At 57.5% G+C, this 15,312-nt stretch carries 13 protein-coding genes, 1 tRNA gene and 1 riboswitch; of the genes, 8 read left to right on the forward strand and 6 right to left on the reverse strand.

The window, feature by feature from the left end:
• Nucleotides 1-94: 94 nt before the first annotated feature.
• The 3 genes from GYN08_RS17820 to GYN08_RS17830 all read right to left on the reverse strand — a co-directional run bounded on the left by GYN08_RS17820 (nt 95) and on the right by GYN08_RS17830 (nt 1,991).
• Complete coding sequence (locus tag GYN08_RS17820) at nt 95-877, reverse strand: AIM24 family protein (RefSeq protein ID WP_166277045.1); 783 nt, start codon at nt 875-877, stop codon at nt 95-97.
• 171 nt (nt 878-1,048) lie between these two features.
• Nucleotides 1,049-1,651: an ATP-dependent Clp endopeptidase proteolytic subunit ClpP gene (gene clpP / locus GYN08_RS17825; RefSeq protein WP_166277048.1), complete on the reverse strand. Its 603-nt coding sequence runs from the start codon at nt 1,649-1,651 to the stop codon at nt 1,049-1,051.
• A gap of 265 nt (nt 1,652-1,916) precedes the next feature.
• Nucleotides 1,917-1,991: transfer RNA gene (locus GYN08_RS17830), tRNA-Arg, on the reverse strand.
• Between the two features lie 300 nt (nt 1,992-2,291).
• On the opposite strand from GYN08_RS17830, the gene GYN08_RS17835 reads away from it, so the two are divergent.
• The 6 genes from GYN08_RS17835 to eno all read left to right on the forward strand — a co-directional run bounded on the left by GYN08_RS17835 (nt 2,292) and on the right by eno (nt 10,012).
• Nucleotides 2,292-3,329 carry a sugar-binding transcriptional regulator gene (locus tag GYN08_RS17835; protein ID WP_166277051.1) on the forward strand — a complete coding sequence of 346 codons (1,038 nt, stop codon included), beginning with the start codon at nt 2,292-2,294 and terminating at the stop codon, nt 3,327-3,329.
• A 159-nt stretch (nt 3,330-3,488) separates the two neighbouring features.
• The gene (gene gap, locus GYN08_RS17840) at nt 3,489-4,499 is read left to right on the forward strand and encodes a type I glyceraldehyde-3-phosphate dehydrogenase (protein WP_166277054.1); all 1,011 of its coding nucleotides are present in this window, start codon (nt 3,489-3,491) and stop codon (nt 4,497-4,499) included.
• A gap of 208 nt (nt 4,500-4,707) precedes the next feature.
• The gene (locus GYN08_RS17845; protein WP_166277057.1) at nt 4,708-5,892 is read left to right on the forward strand and encodes a phosphoglycerate kinase; all 1,185 of its coding nucleotides are present in this window, start codon (nt 4,708-4,710) and stop codon (nt 5,890-5,892) included.
• Between the two features lie 392 nt (nt 5,893-6,284).
• On the forward strand, nt 6,285-7,037 hold the full coding sequence (gene tpiA / locus GYN08_RS17850) for a triose-phosphate isomerase (RefSeq protein ID WP_166277060.1): 753 nt from the start codon (nt 6,285-6,287) through the stop codon (nt 7,035-7,037).
• On the forward strand, nt 7,037-8,587 hold the full coding sequence (gene gpmI / locus GYN08_RS17855; protein WP_166277063.1) for a 2,3-bisphosphoglycerate-independent phosphoglycerate mutase: 1,551 nt from the start codon (nt 7,037-7,039) through the stop codon (nt 8,585-8,587). The genes tpiA and gpmI overlap by 1 nt, the downstream gene beginning before the upstream one ends.
• A 126-nt stretch (nt 8,588-8,713) precedes the next feature.
• Nucleotides 8,714-10,012 (forward strand): phosphopyruvate hydratase, encoded by a 1,299-nt coding sequence (eno, locus tag GYN08_RS17860; RefSeq protein ID WP_166277066.1) that lies wholly within the window; start codon nt 8,714-8,716, stop codon nt 10,010-10,012.
• A gap of 227 nt (nt 10,013-10,239) precedes the next feature.
• On the opposite strand, the gene GYN08_RS17865 is transcribed toward eno, so the two are convergent.
• From GYN08_RS17865 to GYN08_RS17875, 3 genes are all read right to left on the reverse strand, one after another.
• The gene (locus GYN08_RS17865; protein WP_166277069.1) at nt 10,240-10,989 is read right to left on the reverse strand and encodes an SMI1/KNR4 family protein; all 750 of its coding nucleotides are present in this window, start codon (nt 10,987-10,989) and stop codon (nt 10,240-10,242) included.
• 28 nt (nt 10,990-11,017) lie between these two features.
• Nucleotides 11,018-11,431, reverse strand: a complete 414-nt coding sequence (locus GYN08_RS17870; protein ID WP_166277072.1) for a hypothetical protein — start codon at nt 11,429-11,431, stop codon at nt 11,018-11,020.
• 153 nt (nt 11,432-11,584) lie between these two features.
• Nucleotides 11,585-12,796: an MFS transporter gene (locus tag GYN08_RS17875; RefSeq protein WP_166277075.1), complete on the reverse strand. Its 1,212-nt coding sequence runs from the start codon at nt 12,794-12,796 to the stop codon at nt 11,585-11,587.
• Nucleotides 12,797-12,989: 193 nt separating this feature from the next.
• A riboswitch (purine riboswitch) is annotated at nt 12,990-13,088 on the reverse strand.
• Nucleotides 13,089-13,265: 177 nt separating this feature from the next.
• On the opposite strand from GYN08_RS17875, the gene GYN08_RS17880 reads away from it, so the two are divergent.
• Together GYN08_RS17880 and GYN08_RS17885 are read left to right on the forward strand one after the other, a co-directional pair.
• A complete protein-coding gene (locus tag GYN08_RS17880) occupies nt 13,266-14,159 on the forward strand; it encodes an acetate and sugar kinases/Hsc70/actin family protein (protein WP_166277078.1) in 894 nt (297 codons plus the stop codon).
• 212 nt (nt 14,160-14,371) lie between these two features.
• Nucleotides 14,372-14,719, forward strand: a complete 348-nt coding sequence (locus tag GYN08_RS17885) for a CD3324 family protein (RefSeq protein WP_235946368.1) — start codon at nt 14,372-14,374, stop codon at nt 14,717-14,719.
• Nucleotides 14,720-15,312 lie beyond the last annotated feature (593 nt).

The raw sequence follows: 15,312 nt of genomic DNA on the forward strand, positions 1-15,312 counted from the left end.
AAGAAAGCCCTTCTTCCGACAGTACGGAGAGAAGGGCTTTTTTTGCGTCATGCGTATGCCTTGCGAAATGCCTGCCTGCCGGCCCCGTTCGCGTTCAGAACGAGCGGGTACGGATCGGAAGCGTCGGCGCCAGCCACACTTCGCCGTGTCCGCGAAACGTCTGCAGCATGCCTTCGCCGGAAGAAGCGGAGCCCATGAGCGACTTGGTCGATTTTTCGACCGAAAACTCGATCGTGCTGCTGCGCAGCACCGCGAAAGTGCCGTCAACTTTAAGCGTTTCGCCTTTCAGTTCGTAACGCACCAGTTCGTATTCCGGCACGGGCAGTTCCAAGACCACGTAGCTGTTGGCCGACGCCGTGATTTTCGTCTGGAACAACCCTTCGCCGCCGAAGACGGCGGACGAAACGTTGCCCTGTTTGGCGACGCCGACTTTGACCGTATTTTCCGCGCAGTAGAACAGGCCGTCATCGACGATGATTTCTTCGCCCGCCGCCAGCTCGATAAAGGTGAACTCCTTGCGCTTCGGCTCCAGGTAGATCTCGCCCGAACCGCGGTATACCGGTTTGCTCGCCGTTTCGCCGGTCACGGCGCTTCCGACGAATTTTTTGGCGAAGCCTCCCACGCCGCCCGCGCGGTTTTCGATCTCGATGCTGCCGAACATATACTGGAGCGCGCCCGCTTCGAGAATGACCGACGAATCTTCGATCAGAATCCGGACCTGCTGCCAGTTGAAACGATCTTGATCGTGATGATTGACCGATTTGGCGAGTTCGGCGTTATAGTTCTCCGGCAGGCCGCCCGCCTGCATAATCTCGATGATCAGATTGTCTCTTTTCACTGAACTGAATACGCGGAAATCGTTGTGGCGAAACTGCATGGACGTTTTCCTCCCCGGATGTGTGTAGAGTGATGTCTTGACCTTGACGGCATATACGCGCGCGGTCCGGCCAGGTTGCAAAAAGAAAAAAAAGCCCTTCGGCGAATGCCGGACGGCTTTTTTTCGTTCCTTGGTTCTCCCGGGTCCGCTCGCGCTTCCCGAAAGTTCCGTTTACTTCACGCCGACTTCGGCTACCGGCTTCTCGATCACTTTGTCGATGATGCCGTATTCCGCGGCGGTCGCCGCGTCCATGAAGTAGTCGCGGTCCGTATCCTTCTCGATGCGCTCCAGCGGCTGGCCGGTGCGCTCGGACAGGATGCGGTTCAGCTTGTCGCGCAGCGCGAGGATGCGGCGTGCCCGGATTTCGATGTCCGAAGCCTGGCCCTGAGCGCCGCCGAGCGGCTGGTGAATCATGATCTCGCTGTTCGGCAGGGCGAAACGCTTGCCCTTGGCGCCGGCGTTCAGCAGGAACGCGCCCATCGACGCGGCCATGCCGACGCAGATCGTCGAGACGTCGGCCTTGATGAACTGCATCGTATCGAAAATCGCCATGCCGGCCGTGATGGAGCCGCCCGGGCTGTTAATGTAGAGGTAGATGTCCTTCTCCGGATCTTCCGCTTCGAGGAACAGCATCTGTGCGATAATCGCGTTGGCCACGACGTCGTTGACTTCGGTGCCGAGGAAAATGATGCGGTCTTTCAGCAGCCGGGAGTAAATGTCGTACGCTCTTTCGCCGCGGTTGCTTTGTTCAACGACCATAGGAATGTAACCCAAGTGAAAAACCTCCTTGTGAACGGATCATATCCGTCATTAGAATTGGAATGGATGTCCTGCTGGGCAGCCTGCCGAACCCTCTTTGTCCAATCAGGTCCGATAAACGTCTAGCCGGTATTACCCATATGATAAACAATTCCAAACATAAAGTCAAAGAAAGTCAAACTTTCTGCAAAAAAAATAGCCGTTATCGGCGTCAGGACAAGCAAATACAGTTAAATAATGAACGAGCTGCCTGTTCTGGCAAGCAATTGGAATTCAAAAATGGCGCGCCCGCCAAGAATCGAACTTGGATCTCAGGCTTCGGAGGCCTACGTCATATCCATTGGACCACGGGCGCACATTCATAAACAGCAGCAATCATTATTATACAAGGCTGCAAGAGAAATTGCAAGCCCTCTTGATGCTGTAAAAAACGGTCTTGAGCTTCTGCTAGATCGTGGGGCCGTCAAGCGGATTTTCTCTATATATAGTAGGGATAAGCCGGCGGGGCGAGAAGGCAAAATAACCGTTCCGCAAAGCTTGCATCGGGGCGTCAAATTGGTTAGAATAGCTGTGGGACATAAAAAGTGTTCCCGGGACAATAAATGTCCATTAATTTAAATTATACGGGCAGACGAAGTTTGCAGAGGTGGATAGCATGCAGAACATTCTTGAAATCCAGCAGCAGCTGCTTCCCGATCTCATGGAAACTCTCAAGAAAAGGTATACCATCCTTCATCAGATTATGCTGACGGGCACGACGGGACGCCGAACGCTGGCGAACTCCCTGCAGATGACCGAACGCGTGCTGAGGGCCGAGACCGATCTGTTGAAAGCTCAAGGCTTGATTGAGACGGACACGGCGGGCATGCGAATCAGCGATGCCGGACAAATCCTTCTTGAGCGTCTGGAACCGGTATTGAAGGAATTAGTGGGATTGTCCAATTTGGAAGAGAGAATTCGTCATTTCTACGGACTGCGCAAAGTCGTGGTGGTCCCGGGGAACTGCGAAGAGTCGCCGCTGTCCAAACGCGAACTCGGCAAAGCCGGCGCGAAGGCGCTGCTCAGCGTCATGCGCGGTGGAGACGTCGTGGCCGTTACCGGCGGAACGACGCTGGCCGAGATGGCCGAACAGTTGACCCATCCGGTCAACGCGCCGCTCAAGGGAAGCTGGTTTGTGCCGGCCCGGGGCGGTCTGGGCGAGAGCCTGGAGATCCAGGCCAACACCATCGCTTCCAATATGGCCAAGCGGGTAGGCGCCGATTACCGGCTGCTGCACGTGCCGGATCTGCTCAGCCGCGACGCGTATGAATCGCTTGTCCACGATCCCAACATCCAGGAGATCGTTCGCGAGATCCGTACCGCGCGCATTATCGTGCACGGGATCGGTAACGCGGTGGATATGGCGAGACGCCGCAAGCTGGACAACGACACGACCCATGAGCTTGGACAAAAAGGAGCGGTAGCCGAGTCGTTCGGATACTACTTCGACGAAAGCGGCAGCGTCGTGCACAACATGCTGACGCTCGGACTCAGACTCGACGATATCAAGGCGGCCGACGTCGTGCTTGGCATCGCGGGAGGCAAATCGAAAGCGAAGGCGATTCATGCGGTGCTGCGCTTCGGCCAGGAAGACGTTCTGGTCATCGACGAAGCGGCCGCGCTCGAAATCGTCCGGGAGCTGGAGAAAGCCTGAACATACATCGTTACTCATGGCGAGTTCTTTTTCATCACGCATGAAAAGGTCCGCCTTGAATAAATGTTCGTTCCGAAATACGCTCTTTCGAGGGATTTCGCGATGAACACTTAATCAAAACATTTCTTCAAAAACCATCTACTTAGGAGGAACTGTTCAATGACTGTAAAAGTGGGAATTAACGGATTTGGTCGTATCGGACGTCTGGCTTTCCGCCGTATTCAAGACGTGGAAGGCATCGAGGTCGTAGCAATCAACGACTTGACCGACGCTAAAATGCTCGCGCACCTGCTGAAATATGATACAACGCAAGGCAAATTCAACGGAGACGTTGAAGTACACGACGGCTTCTTCAAAGTGAACGGCAAAGAAGTCAAAGTCATCGCGAACCGCAACCCTGAAGAACTCCCTTGGGGAGAGCTCGGCGTTGACATCGTTCTGGAGTGCACAGGCTTCTTCACGACAAAAGAAGGCGCTGAAAAGCACATCAAAGCGGGCGCGAAAAAAGTTGTGATCTCCGCACCGGCTACTGGCGACATGAAGACGATCGTTTACAACGTTAACCACGAGATCCTCGACGGTACGGAAACGGTTATCTCCGGCGCATCTTGCACAACGAACTGCCTGGCTCCTATGGCTAAAACGCTGCAGGACAAATTCGGCGTCGTTCAAGGCCTCATGACGACGATCCACGCTTACACAGGCGACCAAAACACGCTGGACGCTCCGCACGCGAAAGGCGACTTCCGCCGCGCTCGCGCAGCAGCAGAAAACATCATCCCGAACTCGACCGGCGCTGCGAAAGCAATCGGCCTGGTTATTCCGGAACTGCAAGGCAAACTCGACGGCGGCGCTCAGCGCGTACCGGTTGCCACTGGTTCCCTGACGGAGCTGGTAACGGTTCTGGACAAAAAAGTAACGGTTGACGAAGTCAACGCTGCCATGAAAGAAGCTTCCGATCCGGAAACTTACGGCTACACGGAAGACGAGATCGTATCGTCCGACATCAAGGGCATGACTTTCGGTTCCCTGTTCGACGCTACGCAAACTCGCGTAATGACAGTTGGCGACAAGCAGCTCGTTAAAACGGTAGCTTGGTACGACAACGAAATGTCCTACACGGCACAGCTCGTTCGTACGCTTGAATTCTTCGCGAAAAAAGCTCATTAATTCCGGGCATTTTCGCGCGAAGAGCGGCAAGTAAATAGCATTTGTCGGTACGTTGGCTTGGTCCGCAAGGGCTCGGCCGACGTACGACATGCACATAAAGCGGAAACAGGGCACTTTTGTTTCCGCTTTTTCTAAGTTGCCGCCGGCCTGCGAGTCGTATTCCTTGGATTCCTGGATTTCAAATTTGAGGGCATGGGGGATTAAATTTATGAATAAGAAAAGTGTACGTGACGTAGAAGTAAGCGGCAAAGTCGTGTTTGTGCGCGTCGATTTTAACGTTCCGCTCGAAGACGGAAAGATCACGGACGATACCCGTATCCGTGCAACGATTCCGACGATCGAATACCTGACCGAAAGAGGCGCGAAAGTGCTGCTGGCGAGCCACCTGGGACGTCCGAAAGGCGAAGTTGTCGATTCGATGCGTCTGACGCCTGCCGCCGAACGTCTGTCCGAACTGCTGGGCAAGCCGGTTGCCAAAGCGGACGAATCGATCGGAGACGCGGTCAAGGCTAAAATCGCCGAGCTCAAAGACGGAGACGTGCTGGTACTTGAAAACGTGCGTTTCCACAAAGGCGAAGAGAAGAACGATCCGGAACTCGCGAAAGAGTTCGCTTCGCTCGCCGATCTGTTCGTAAACGACGCATTCGGCGCCGCTCACCGTGCCCATGCTTCCACCGAAGGCATTGCCCACCACCTGCCGGCCGTATCCGGTCTGCTGATGGAAAAAGAACTCGACGTTCTCGGCAAAGCGCTGTCGAACCCGGAGCGCCCGTTCACGGCGATCGTCGGCGGATCGAAAGTCAAAGACAAGATCGACGTGATCGACAACCTGCTGAACATCGCCGACAACGTGCTGATCGGCGGCGGCCTGGCTTACACCTTCTTCAAAGCCCAAGGCTATGAAATCGGTCAATCCCTGCTGGACGAAAGCAAGTTCGACGTCGCGCTGGGCTTCATCGAGAAAGCGAAAAAGCTCGGCAAGAACTTCATGCTGCCGGTCGATATCGTCATCTCCGACGACTTCAGCGCTTCGGCCAACACGAAGATCATCAACGTCGAAGACGGCATCCCGTCCGATTGGGAAGGCATCGACATCGGTCCTAAGACGCGCGAACTGTACGCCGACGTCATCTCGAAGTCCAAACTGGTCGTATGGAACGGACCGATGGGCGTATTCGAAATCGAGCCTTTCTCCCACGGCACGCGCGCCGTAGGCGAAGCTTGCGCCAACACGGCGGGCTACACGGTAATCGGCGGCGGCGACTCCGCTGCGGCGACCGAGAAGTTCGGCCTGGCCGATAAGATGGACCACATCTCCACGGGCGGCGGCGCTTCCCTGGAGTTCATGGAAGGCAAAGCCCTCCCGGGCGTCGTGGCTCTGAACGACAAGTAAGATCCGATTCCCGGGCCGCTCCGGCGGCCGAGAATCCCGCCGGAATCGTCGCATAGCACGATAGCTTGGAAATTTTTAAAAGCTCGCCCCCGGAGAGACGCAGGATCGCGTTAACCGATCCTGCCTTCCCCGTGAACGAGTTTTCGTAACGAACTGTTGAAGGGCTTAAAGGGTTACGTTCGCGCAACCGCTGACCTAGCGGAGAGTTGCAAGGAGCCGGAGAAACGAAGTGGTCGCCTTTGAAATTTGATTTCCACCTCTGTTATGCTTCAATAAGAGAAATCAAATTTCAACACGCGATCGTAGGCCCTTACAACTTGTAGCGCCTCAGTGTGCACTAACGTCCCTTTTCCCCGCAAACGGAGAAGTCACCAAAAGGAGTGGATTATTTCGTGAGAACGCCAATCATCGCCGGCAACTGGAAAATGTTCAAAACCGTATCCGAGACGCTGGCTTTCGCCGAAGCGGTAAAAGGCAAAGCCGCCGTGGAAGGTGTGGAAACCGTCATCTGCGCACCGTTCACCAACCTGCCTGCCTTGACCGAAGCGGTTAGAGGCACGGGCATCAAAGTAGGCGCACAAAATCTTCACTTCGAAGACAACGGCGCATTCACGGGCGAAATCAGCGGCGTCATGCTGAAAGAGCTCGGCGTGGACTACGTCATCATCGGTCACTCGGAACGCCGTCAGTACTTCGGCGAAACCGACGAGATCGTCAACAAAAAAGTCGTGGCGGCATTCCGCAACGGCCTGACTCCGATCGTATGCGTAGGCGAAAAGCTCGAAGAGCGCGAAGCCGACCAAACGAAAGAAGTCTGCAAAGTGCAGACGGAAGGCGCGTTCAAAGGTCTGTCCAAAGAAGAGGCGGCACAGGTTGTCGTCGCTTACGAACCGATCTGGGCGATCGGCACGGGCAAATCTTCGACTTCCGCGGACGCGAACGAAGTGACGGCTTATATCCGCACCGTTCTGGCCGGCCTGTACGACCAAGCGACGGCGGACGTCATCCGCATTCAGTACGGCGGCAGCGTGAAGCCGGAGAACGTAACGGAATACTTAGGCCAAAGCGATATCGACGGAGCACTCGTCGGCGGCGCAAGCCTGCAGCCTGACTCCTTCGTGGCCCTGGTTGAGGGGGCGAAGTAATGACGGCTCCAAAACCGGTAGCATTGATCATCATGGACGGTTTCGGTCTGCGCGAAGGCGCCGAAGGCAACGCCGTTGCCCAAGCGAAGAAGCCGAACTACGATCGTTTCATGAGCAAGTATCCGCACACGACGCTGACGGCATGCGGCGAAGCCGTAGGCCTGCCGGAAGGTCAGATGGGCAACTCCGAAGTCGGCCACCTGAACATCGGCGCGGGACGCATCGTGTATCAGGACCTGACCCGCATCACCAAGTCGATCCGCGACGGCGAGTTCTTCGAGAACCCGACTTTGGTCGGCGCCGTTCAATCGGCCAAAGATAACGGCAAAGCGCTCCACGTGCTCGGACTGCTGTCCGACGGCGGCGTGCACAGCCATATCGACCATCTCTTCGCGACGCTCGAGCTGGCGAAGAAAATGGATTTCCATAACGTCTACATCCATGCCTTCATGGACGGACGCGACGTCGCTCCGGACAGCGGCAAGAAATACATGCAGCAGCTGGTCGACAAGATCGCCGAGATCGGCGTAGGCCAAATCGCGACCGTGCAGGGCCGCTACTACGCGATGGACCGCGACAAGCGCTGGGAACGCGTCGAGAAAGCTTACCGCGCGATGGTTTACGGCGAAGGCGAATTCGCCTCGAGCCCGCTCGAAGCGGTAGAAGCATCGTACGCGAAGGAAGTCATGGACGAATTCGTGCTGCCGACGGTCATTACGAAAGACGGACAACCGACCGCGAAGATTCAGACGGGAGACTCCATCATCTTCATCAACTTCCGTCCAGACCGCGCGATTCAGATCTCCGAAGCGCTGACAAGCCCGGGATTCGCCGGCTTCGAGCGCGGAGAAGGTCAGCCGGAAACGCTGAGCTTCGTATCGTTCACGACGTACAGCGTCAACGTGCAGGGCAGCGTGGCGTACTCGCCGAAAAACCTGACCAACACGCTGGGCGAAGTGCTCGTGAGCAACAACAAAACGCAGCTTCGCATCGCCGAAACGGAAAAATACCCGCACGTGACGTTCTTCTTCAGCGGCGGACGCGACGTGGAGCTGGAAGGCGAAACGCGCATCCTGATCAACTCGCCGAAGGTCGCGACTTACGACCTGCAGCCGGAGATGAGCGCGCGCGAAGTGGCCGACGCCTGCGTGGCCGAGATCGAAGCGGAGAGACAGGACTGCATTATCCTGAACTTCGCCAATCCGGACATGGTCGGACACTCCGGCATGATGGAGCCGACGATCAAAGCCGTCGAGACGACCGACGAGTGCGTGGGACGCGTCGTAGACGCGGTTCTCGCCAAAGGCGGCGTGGCGATCATCACGGCGGACCACGGCAACGCGGAAACGGAAATCGACGAGTTCGGGCGCCCGCAGACGGCGCACACGACGAACCCGGTTCCGTTCATCGTCACGAGCGAAGATGTCACGCTGCGCGAAGGCGGCATCCTGGCCGATATCGCGCCGACGATCCTCGATCTGATGCAGGTTCCGCAGCCGGCCGAAATGACGGGCAAGTCGGTCATTTCCGCTCGCAAAACTTCCAACTAAAGCCCGAATGTGGCATAGTTAACGGTAGAGCGAATTTTTAAAGGGCAACATGGAGCAACGGCGTCCGTCCGTTCCGCGAACGGACTCGGCTCCTTCAATAAAACGAACTCAAAGGAGATACTTAAAATGACGATTATTTCTGACGTTTACGCACGCGAAGTCCTCGACTCCCGCGGTAACCCTACAGTAGAAGTTGAAGTGTACCTGGAATCCGGCGCAATCGGCCGCGCGATCGTACCTTCGGGCGCTTCCACGGGTGTTCACGAAGCGGTTGAGCTTCGCGACGGCGACAAAGGCCGTTACATGGGCAAAGGCGTGGAAAACGCCGTTAAAAACGTAAACGAAACGATCGCTCCGGAAGTCATCGGCATGGACGCTCTCGACCAACTGGGCATCGACAAAGCGATGATCGCTCTGGACGGAACGCCGAACAAAGGCAAACTGGGCGCCAACGCGATCCTGGCCGTTTCGATGGCAGTAGCCCGCGCTGCAGCAGACGCTCTGGACCTGCCGCTGTACGTATACCTGGGCGGATTCAACGCGAAGCAGCTGCCTGTACCGATGATGAACATCGTCAACGGCGGCGAGCATGCCGACAACAACGTTGACGTACAAGAGTTCATGGTTCTGCCGGTAGGCGCGCCTACTTTCAAAGAAGCTCTGCGCATGGGTGCGGAAATCTTCCACAACCTCAAAGCCGTACTGAGCAGCAAAGGTCTGGCTACGGCAGTAGGCGACGAAGGCGGCTTCGCTCCGAACTTCGGTTCCAACGAAGAAGCTCTGTCGACAATCATCGAAGCGATCGAAAAAGCCGGCTACACGCCAGGCAAAGATATCTTCCTGGGTATGGACGTCGCTTCCACCGAGTTCTACAAAGACGGCAAATACGTGCTCGCGGGCGAAGGCAAATCCTACACTTCCGCAGAGTTCGTCGACCTCATGGCTGCTTGGGTAGATAAGTACCCGATCATCACGATCGAAGATGCTTGCGCCGAAGACGACTGGGAAGGTTGGAAACTGCTCACCGAAAAACTGGGCGACAAAGTCCAACTGGTCGGCGACGACCTGTTCGTAACGAACACCGAGCGTCTGAGCCGCGGTATCGAAGAAGGCATCGGTAACTCGATCCTGATCAAAGTTAACCAAATCGGTACGCTGACCGAGACTTTCGACGCGATCGAAATGGCAAAACGCGCAGGTTACACGGCTGTCGTATCGCACCGTTCGGGCGAATCCGAAGACAGCACGATCGCCGACATCGCGGTGGCGACGAACGCCGGTCAGATCAAAACGGGTGCTCCTTCCCGTACGGACCGCGTTGCGAAGTACAACCAACTGCTCCGCATCGAAGACCAACTGGGCGAACTGGCTCAATACAACGGCCTGAAATCGTTCTACAACCTGGATCAGAAAAAATTCCAGTAAGATTTTAGAGCAGCAGGATTTTCGATCAGAGCTTTCGCGTACCTTTGCGAAGCTTGAATAAAAACGGTCCGCCGTAAGGCGGACCGATCGCTGAACGCTTTCTTCCGGGGACGCCCGGACGGAGCGCGCAGCACAAAAAAGAGACGCCGGACGCGGCGTCTCTTTTTTTGCGTTTTCCGCTGCGGCGAGCGGACCTCGGGCGAACGATTCCGATCCGGTAAAGGAGCTTACCGGCGGTTGTAGTAAGCGAATTTGTTTTCCATCAACGCCTTCATGCCGCTGCAGAGCTTGGATACTTTGTTTCGTTCGTGCGCGTAATAATAAACCGCGCATATGTCCGCGGCTTCCGGCTTGAGCAGCAGCAGATCTCCGTCGGCTTCTTTCCAGAACTCGCCCAGACAAAGATAGCGCTTGCCGTTAATGTCCAGATCGCGCAGCATGCCGAGCTCCAAGCGGATCCCTTCGATCGAAATGTTTTCGGCGACCGCAAAATGCTCCCTCACGTCGCCGGGCAGGCGCATATCGAGCAGTTCTTCCATACGCTCGATTTCAGGCAGCGGCGCGCCGGCATCCAGCACGTCGGATTCCGTGTACACATGCCGCAGCGAAGCGGCAAATTTCGGATAGACGCGGAACAATTCCGGCACTTTGCCGCGCAGCTGCTCCAAAAGGGCTTTGTTGCGTTCTTGCTGGGCCAGACGAAAAGCGGCGAACTCCCGTTCATGCTGCTGTCGGTACTCGTCCGACTCCGTAAACGGGACGCCCCGGGCGGTCAAATATTCGGCGGCCCCCCGCTGGCTGGCCAGCAGAGGCGCCCAGCGGAAATCATGCCGAATCGGCTTGAGTTTGAGAAAAACGCCGCGGGATAAGTGCCCTTCCAGCCAATCCCGATGACGGTCCCACCATTCCCGCCATTCTTCCGGCGACAGTTCGCCCTGCGCCAGCCTGACCAGCGTCGATTCGAATTGTTGATTCACTTGAAAACCTCCAAACCTGCCGCAAGGCCTATTTAAGACCGAGCCGTTCTTTGATTTTGTCGCTGGATTCTCGATCAAACGCATAATATTCGGCGCCGCCGCTGCCTGTTCCTTTATTGAAAAGGATCGTGCCGTCCGGGCGAAGCCATAAGTTTACCCACGTTTCCATGACGGAATCGTCCCAATCGTTGACCGTGACGATATAGTCGGGATCGGTTTTCTTTTCGTCAGCTGCGGCTTCGGCAGGGGGAGCGTTCTCGACAAAAGAGACGAATTCCTCGATGGACTCCGGATCTTTGACGGCTTGGTGCTCGGCAAAACTTACGGTGTCTTTGCTTTCGCGAGTGCCGATCATCAATTCCCGGCCGCTCTTGTCTCCGCAGCCCGTCAAAGCGATCGCGGACGTCAGCAGCATCAGGGAAAGGAGCGTTCTCCAAAGCATAAAAAGGCACCTCCTTATTAGATATGCGTTCTTTATGAACGTTCTGAATAAGCGAAGAGTTGGTTTCTTAAAACCGCATCGCGAATCGAAAAGCCCCGCCGACAGTCTCGCTGCCGGCGGGGCTTTTGCATTGCGTTTCGGAGGCTTGCCGTCTCAATCCCCGCCGAAGTTCGGTTCCAGCTTCGAACCGCTCTTGCGGCCTCGCTCATCCGTACTGCGCGGCGAAGACTTGTGAAGCAGCGTGTACAGCGCCACGCCGAAGGCCAGCACGACGATGCCGCCGCCGACCCAGGCGTTGACCGATACGGTCGATGCGCGGTCGATCACCACGCCGCCGATCGCGGAGCCGGCCGCGATGCCGACCTGCAGGGCGGAGAAGTTGAAGCTCTGCTGAATCTCCGACGTTTCCGGCGCGGCTTCGATCAGATAGCTCTGCTGCGCCGGGGACAGCGCCCAGCTGAGCGCCCCCCAGATGAAGACGAGCACCGCGAACAGCGGGATCAGGGAAGCCGTGAACGGCAGAATGAACAGCGACAGGGCGAAGATGCCGACGACGAGCAGGATGCTCTTTTTGGCGCCGAGGCTGTCCGACAGTACGCCGCCGATCATGCCGCCCGCCACGGCCGAGAGGCCGAAGAAGAAGTACACGATGCTGATCCAGGAAGCGCTCAGATGCATGATGTTTTCCAGGAAAGGCGTGAAGTAGGCGTACAGCGTATAGTGTCCCGCAAGCATAAGCAGCGTGACCAAGTGCGCGCCGGCGACGCGGGTGTTCTTCAGGGAAGCCAACTGCTGCCGAAGCGGCATGACCTGCTGCGGCTCGATCGGAGCCATCAGCTTATAGACGACAAACATGGTCAGCAGGGCGAAAACGGCGATGAACAGGAACAAAATGCGCCAGCCGAGCTTGTCGGCGGCCAGCACGCCCAGCGGCACGCCGAGCACGATGGCCGAGCTGATGCCCATGGAGACGATGCCGATGACGCGGGCGCGGAAGTTTTCCGGTACGACCTTGACCGCAATAGTCAGCGACAGCGTGGTGATCAGCGAGCCGCTGGCCGCGGTTACGAAGCGGGAGGCCAGCAGGACGCCGAAATTCGGGCTCCAGAAGGCGAGCAGGCTGCCCAGGATAAAGACGACCAGCGACAAGAGGTACAGTTTGCGGCGCTCGATTTTGGCCGTCAGTGCAAGCAGCGTCGGGCCGGATACGGCATAGACCAGCGCGTAGGCCGTGATAAGCTGGCCGGCGGTGCTGACGGAGACGCCCAGGTCTCCGGCGATCTGCGGTAGTACGCCGCCGATGATAAGTTCGACGAGGCCGACGGTGAAGGCGGCGATCGTCAGAACGAGGACTTTGATGTTCATGATGCGACAGGGCTCCTTTTTCACGGAAGTATTGGCTTGTCTCGCTTTGATATCAGTTTCCCGGTTGACTGAAACGCACACGATTCAAGTGAGTTTCAGGCGAGCGGAAAACTTCCGTTTGTTTGAGACAAGCCTTAGTGCGCGCGATCGCGGTCGGAAGTCTGCATTGGACGCAAAAACTCCCGACTGCAAAGGCGCCTTCGGCGCGACTTGTAGTCGGGAGGTATGGTCCCCGGTAGATACCCTCAAACCGTTATATTGAGGTATACAATGTCAACTCGTATTACTTTAAAGGATCGGCGGCGAAAGATCAAGAGGGGAAACGGGCAGATTCGAAAAAATTTGGCGGCCGGCGAAATGGCGTTTAAGATAGAAGAGGAAGTTCGGCCTTGCGTCTGCCGCGATCGACGGCGCAAGGACCGGGCAAAAGCGCAGGGAGACGACGGCGCGGGGCGGGAGGACGATGGATATGGCAAGATACGCGGGTATCGACGCGGGAGGCACGCTGATCAAGATCGCTTATTTGGACGATGCGGAAACGGAGGGCGCGGCGCCGGGCAGGAGAGAGGCGAAGCGCGCTTCCCGCGTTCCCCGGCTGTTCAAGTTTCCGACTTCCGACATCGGGGGAGCGGCGGCCTGGATCGAAAATCATCTGCCTCCCGGTACGGCGATCGGCTTGGCGGGCGGGCAGGCTGCGAAGCTGAGAAGCCTGCTGCCGGACGCCTTGAACGCGGTAGACGTACCGGAATTCGAAGCGACGACCGAAGGGGCGGTCCGCATTCTGGCCTACGAGAGCGGCGAAGAGAACCCGGCCGAGCGGCCTTTCCTGCTCGTGAACGTCGGAACCGGGACGTCGCTGCATCTGATCGACGGGGCCGAGCGGCCGAGGCTCGGCGGGATCGGTCTGGGCGGAGGCACGATCGTCGGTCTGACCGGCATGCTGTGCGGGGTGCGCGATTACGCGGAAATCGCGCGGATGGCGCCGCTGGGCGACCGGGAGGCGGTGGACCTGACGGTGGGGCAGATCTATGCCCCGGCGCCGCCGCCGATTGCCGGCGACCTGACCGCCGCGAATTTTGCGCGGCCCGATCCGCCCGCGGCCGGCGTCCGGCCGCAGGATTACGCGGCGGCCGTGATCGGGATGGTCGCGGAGATCGTCGTGACGGTCGGCGTCCAGGCCGCGCGGCTGCACGGCACGAACCGGGTCGTGTACGTAGGCTCCTCGTACGAGGACAACGAACTGCTGCGCGGTCTGACCGCGCGTTTTACCGAAATGCTCGGCTGCGAAGCGGAGATTCCGAAGTACGGCGCCTACAGCGGAGCCGTGGGCGCGCTGCATCAGGCTTTGAGCGCAGGGCGCTGAAGCGGCGGCCGCAGATTAACATTTATAAGGAGGGTTCGTGCATGTTTTTTTGCCCATATCGCTTCAAAACCGTACGGGACACGCGTCCCTGCCGCTCCATGCAAAGCCTGTAAAGGCGTGAGCCGCTCTCTGCATGGAGCCTGATCGACGGCGGCATCACCCGGACAGGCTTTGTTTCTACCCGACCGTTCTATAGGGAAGGAGAGAGCCGCATGTCCGATTATCGAAATGAACCGCCCGGCGCAGCCGGATCACGGAGCTTGTACCGCAACGCGGCGGCATGCCTGCCGCCGGAACTGCTGCGCGAGCTTCAGCGCTACGCCGGCGGAGAAATGCTGTACGTTCCCGCGCCCGGAAGCGCGAAAAAGAAATGGGGCGAATGCTCAGGCCGCCGCTCCGAGCTTGAAGCGCGCAACGCCGAGATGGTCCGCCTCTACCTCAAAGGCGAGCGAATCGAGGAGCTGGCGGACCGATATGCGCTGTCCGTGGAACGGGTGCGCCGAATCTGCTACGGACGCAGGGCGAAAAAGAACGGCACGGCGCCGCTTAACGAGCGCTGACGCGGACCGAAGTGGACCGACGCGGACCGACCAGGATTGACGCGAACAAATGCGCCACGACAAGACGGCACGCGGCATCAAACGCAGGCGCAGGCACCGACAGCGGCGCCAACGGCAGCATCCGCAATCCGTTATTCTGTAAGTTTGGTTTAAACGCTGTCGCTGTCGCTGCCGAACGCCGAAAAAGCCGTTAAGCGCCCCGGCTGCTTGCAAGTTTCGTCTATTTGCAAGTCCCGTCTACCGGAGACGGGACTTTTTTGAGTTCCGCGCACGATTCGATTGGTGCAGAAGGCTCACGGCCTGCAAAATTCCGGCCACTGCGTGCTTTTGGGCACCCTAACGAACCCTCCTATCGCTATTCGCGCGTTTCAGCCCTTTTTTTAAATCTAACGAACCCTCATATCCTTATTGGCTATGATAAGGTCCGTTTAAGGCCGATATGGTCTAAATAACGCTATCCCGGTTCGTTACAATCCGTAAAAGCCGCCCGAAGAGCGAATAGCGTGATCAGGGTTCCTTAAAGTTGTCTTACCGGTCGCTCTGCCGCGGCGGCTTTCTTCTGTGACCGCGTATCGTCGGATCGACTATGCGCC

The sequence above is a fragment of the Saccharibacillus alkalitolerans genome, assembly GCF_011090185.1.
In the GTDB taxonomy this organism is placed as follows: Bacteria; Bacillota; Bacilli; order Paenibacillales; family Paenibacillaceae; genus Saccharibacillus; species Saccharibacillus alkalitolerans.

Bases quoted from the DNA above. Each gene is read 5' to 3' on its own strand.
- GYN08_RS17820 (WP_166277045.1), bottom strand. From the start codon at position 877: ATGCAGTTTCGCCACAACGATTTCCGCGTATTCAGTTCAGTGAAAAGA.
- GYN08_RS17835 (WP_166277051.1), top strand. From the start codon at position 2,292: ATGCAGAACATTCTTGAAATCCAGCAGCAGCTGCTTCCCGATCTCATG.
- gap (WP_166277054.1), top strand. From the start codon at position 3,489: ATGACTGTAAAAGTGGGAATTAACGGATTTGGTCGTATCGGACGTCTG.
- GYN08_RS17845 (WP_166277057.1), top strand. From the start codon at position 4,708: ATGAATAAGAAAAGTGTACGTGACGTAGAAGTAAGCGGCAAAGTCGTG.
- gpmI (WP_166277063.1), top strand. From the start codon at position 7,037: ATGACGGCTCCAAAACCGGTAGCATTGATCATCATGGACGGTTTCGGT.
- eno (WP_166277066.1), top strand. From the start codon at position 8,714: ATGACGATTATTTCTGACGTTTACGCACGCGAAGTCCTCGACTCCCGC.
- GYN08_RS17870 (WP_166277072.1), bottom strand. From the start codon at position 11,431: ATGCTTTGGAGAACGCTCCTTTCCCTGATGCTGCTGACGTCCGCGATC.
- GYN08_RS17875 (WP_166277075.1), bottom strand. From the start codon at position 12,796: ATGAACATCAAAGTCCTCGTTCTGACGATCGCCGCCTTCACCGTCGGC.
- GYN08_RS17880 (WP_166277078.1), top strand. From the start codon at position 13,266: ATGGCAAGATACGCGGGTATCGACGCGGGAGGCACGCTGATCAAGATC.
- GYN08_RS17885 (WP_235946368.1), top strand. From the start codon at position 14,372: ATGTCCGATTATCGAAATGAACCGCCCGGCGCAGCCGGATCACGGAGC.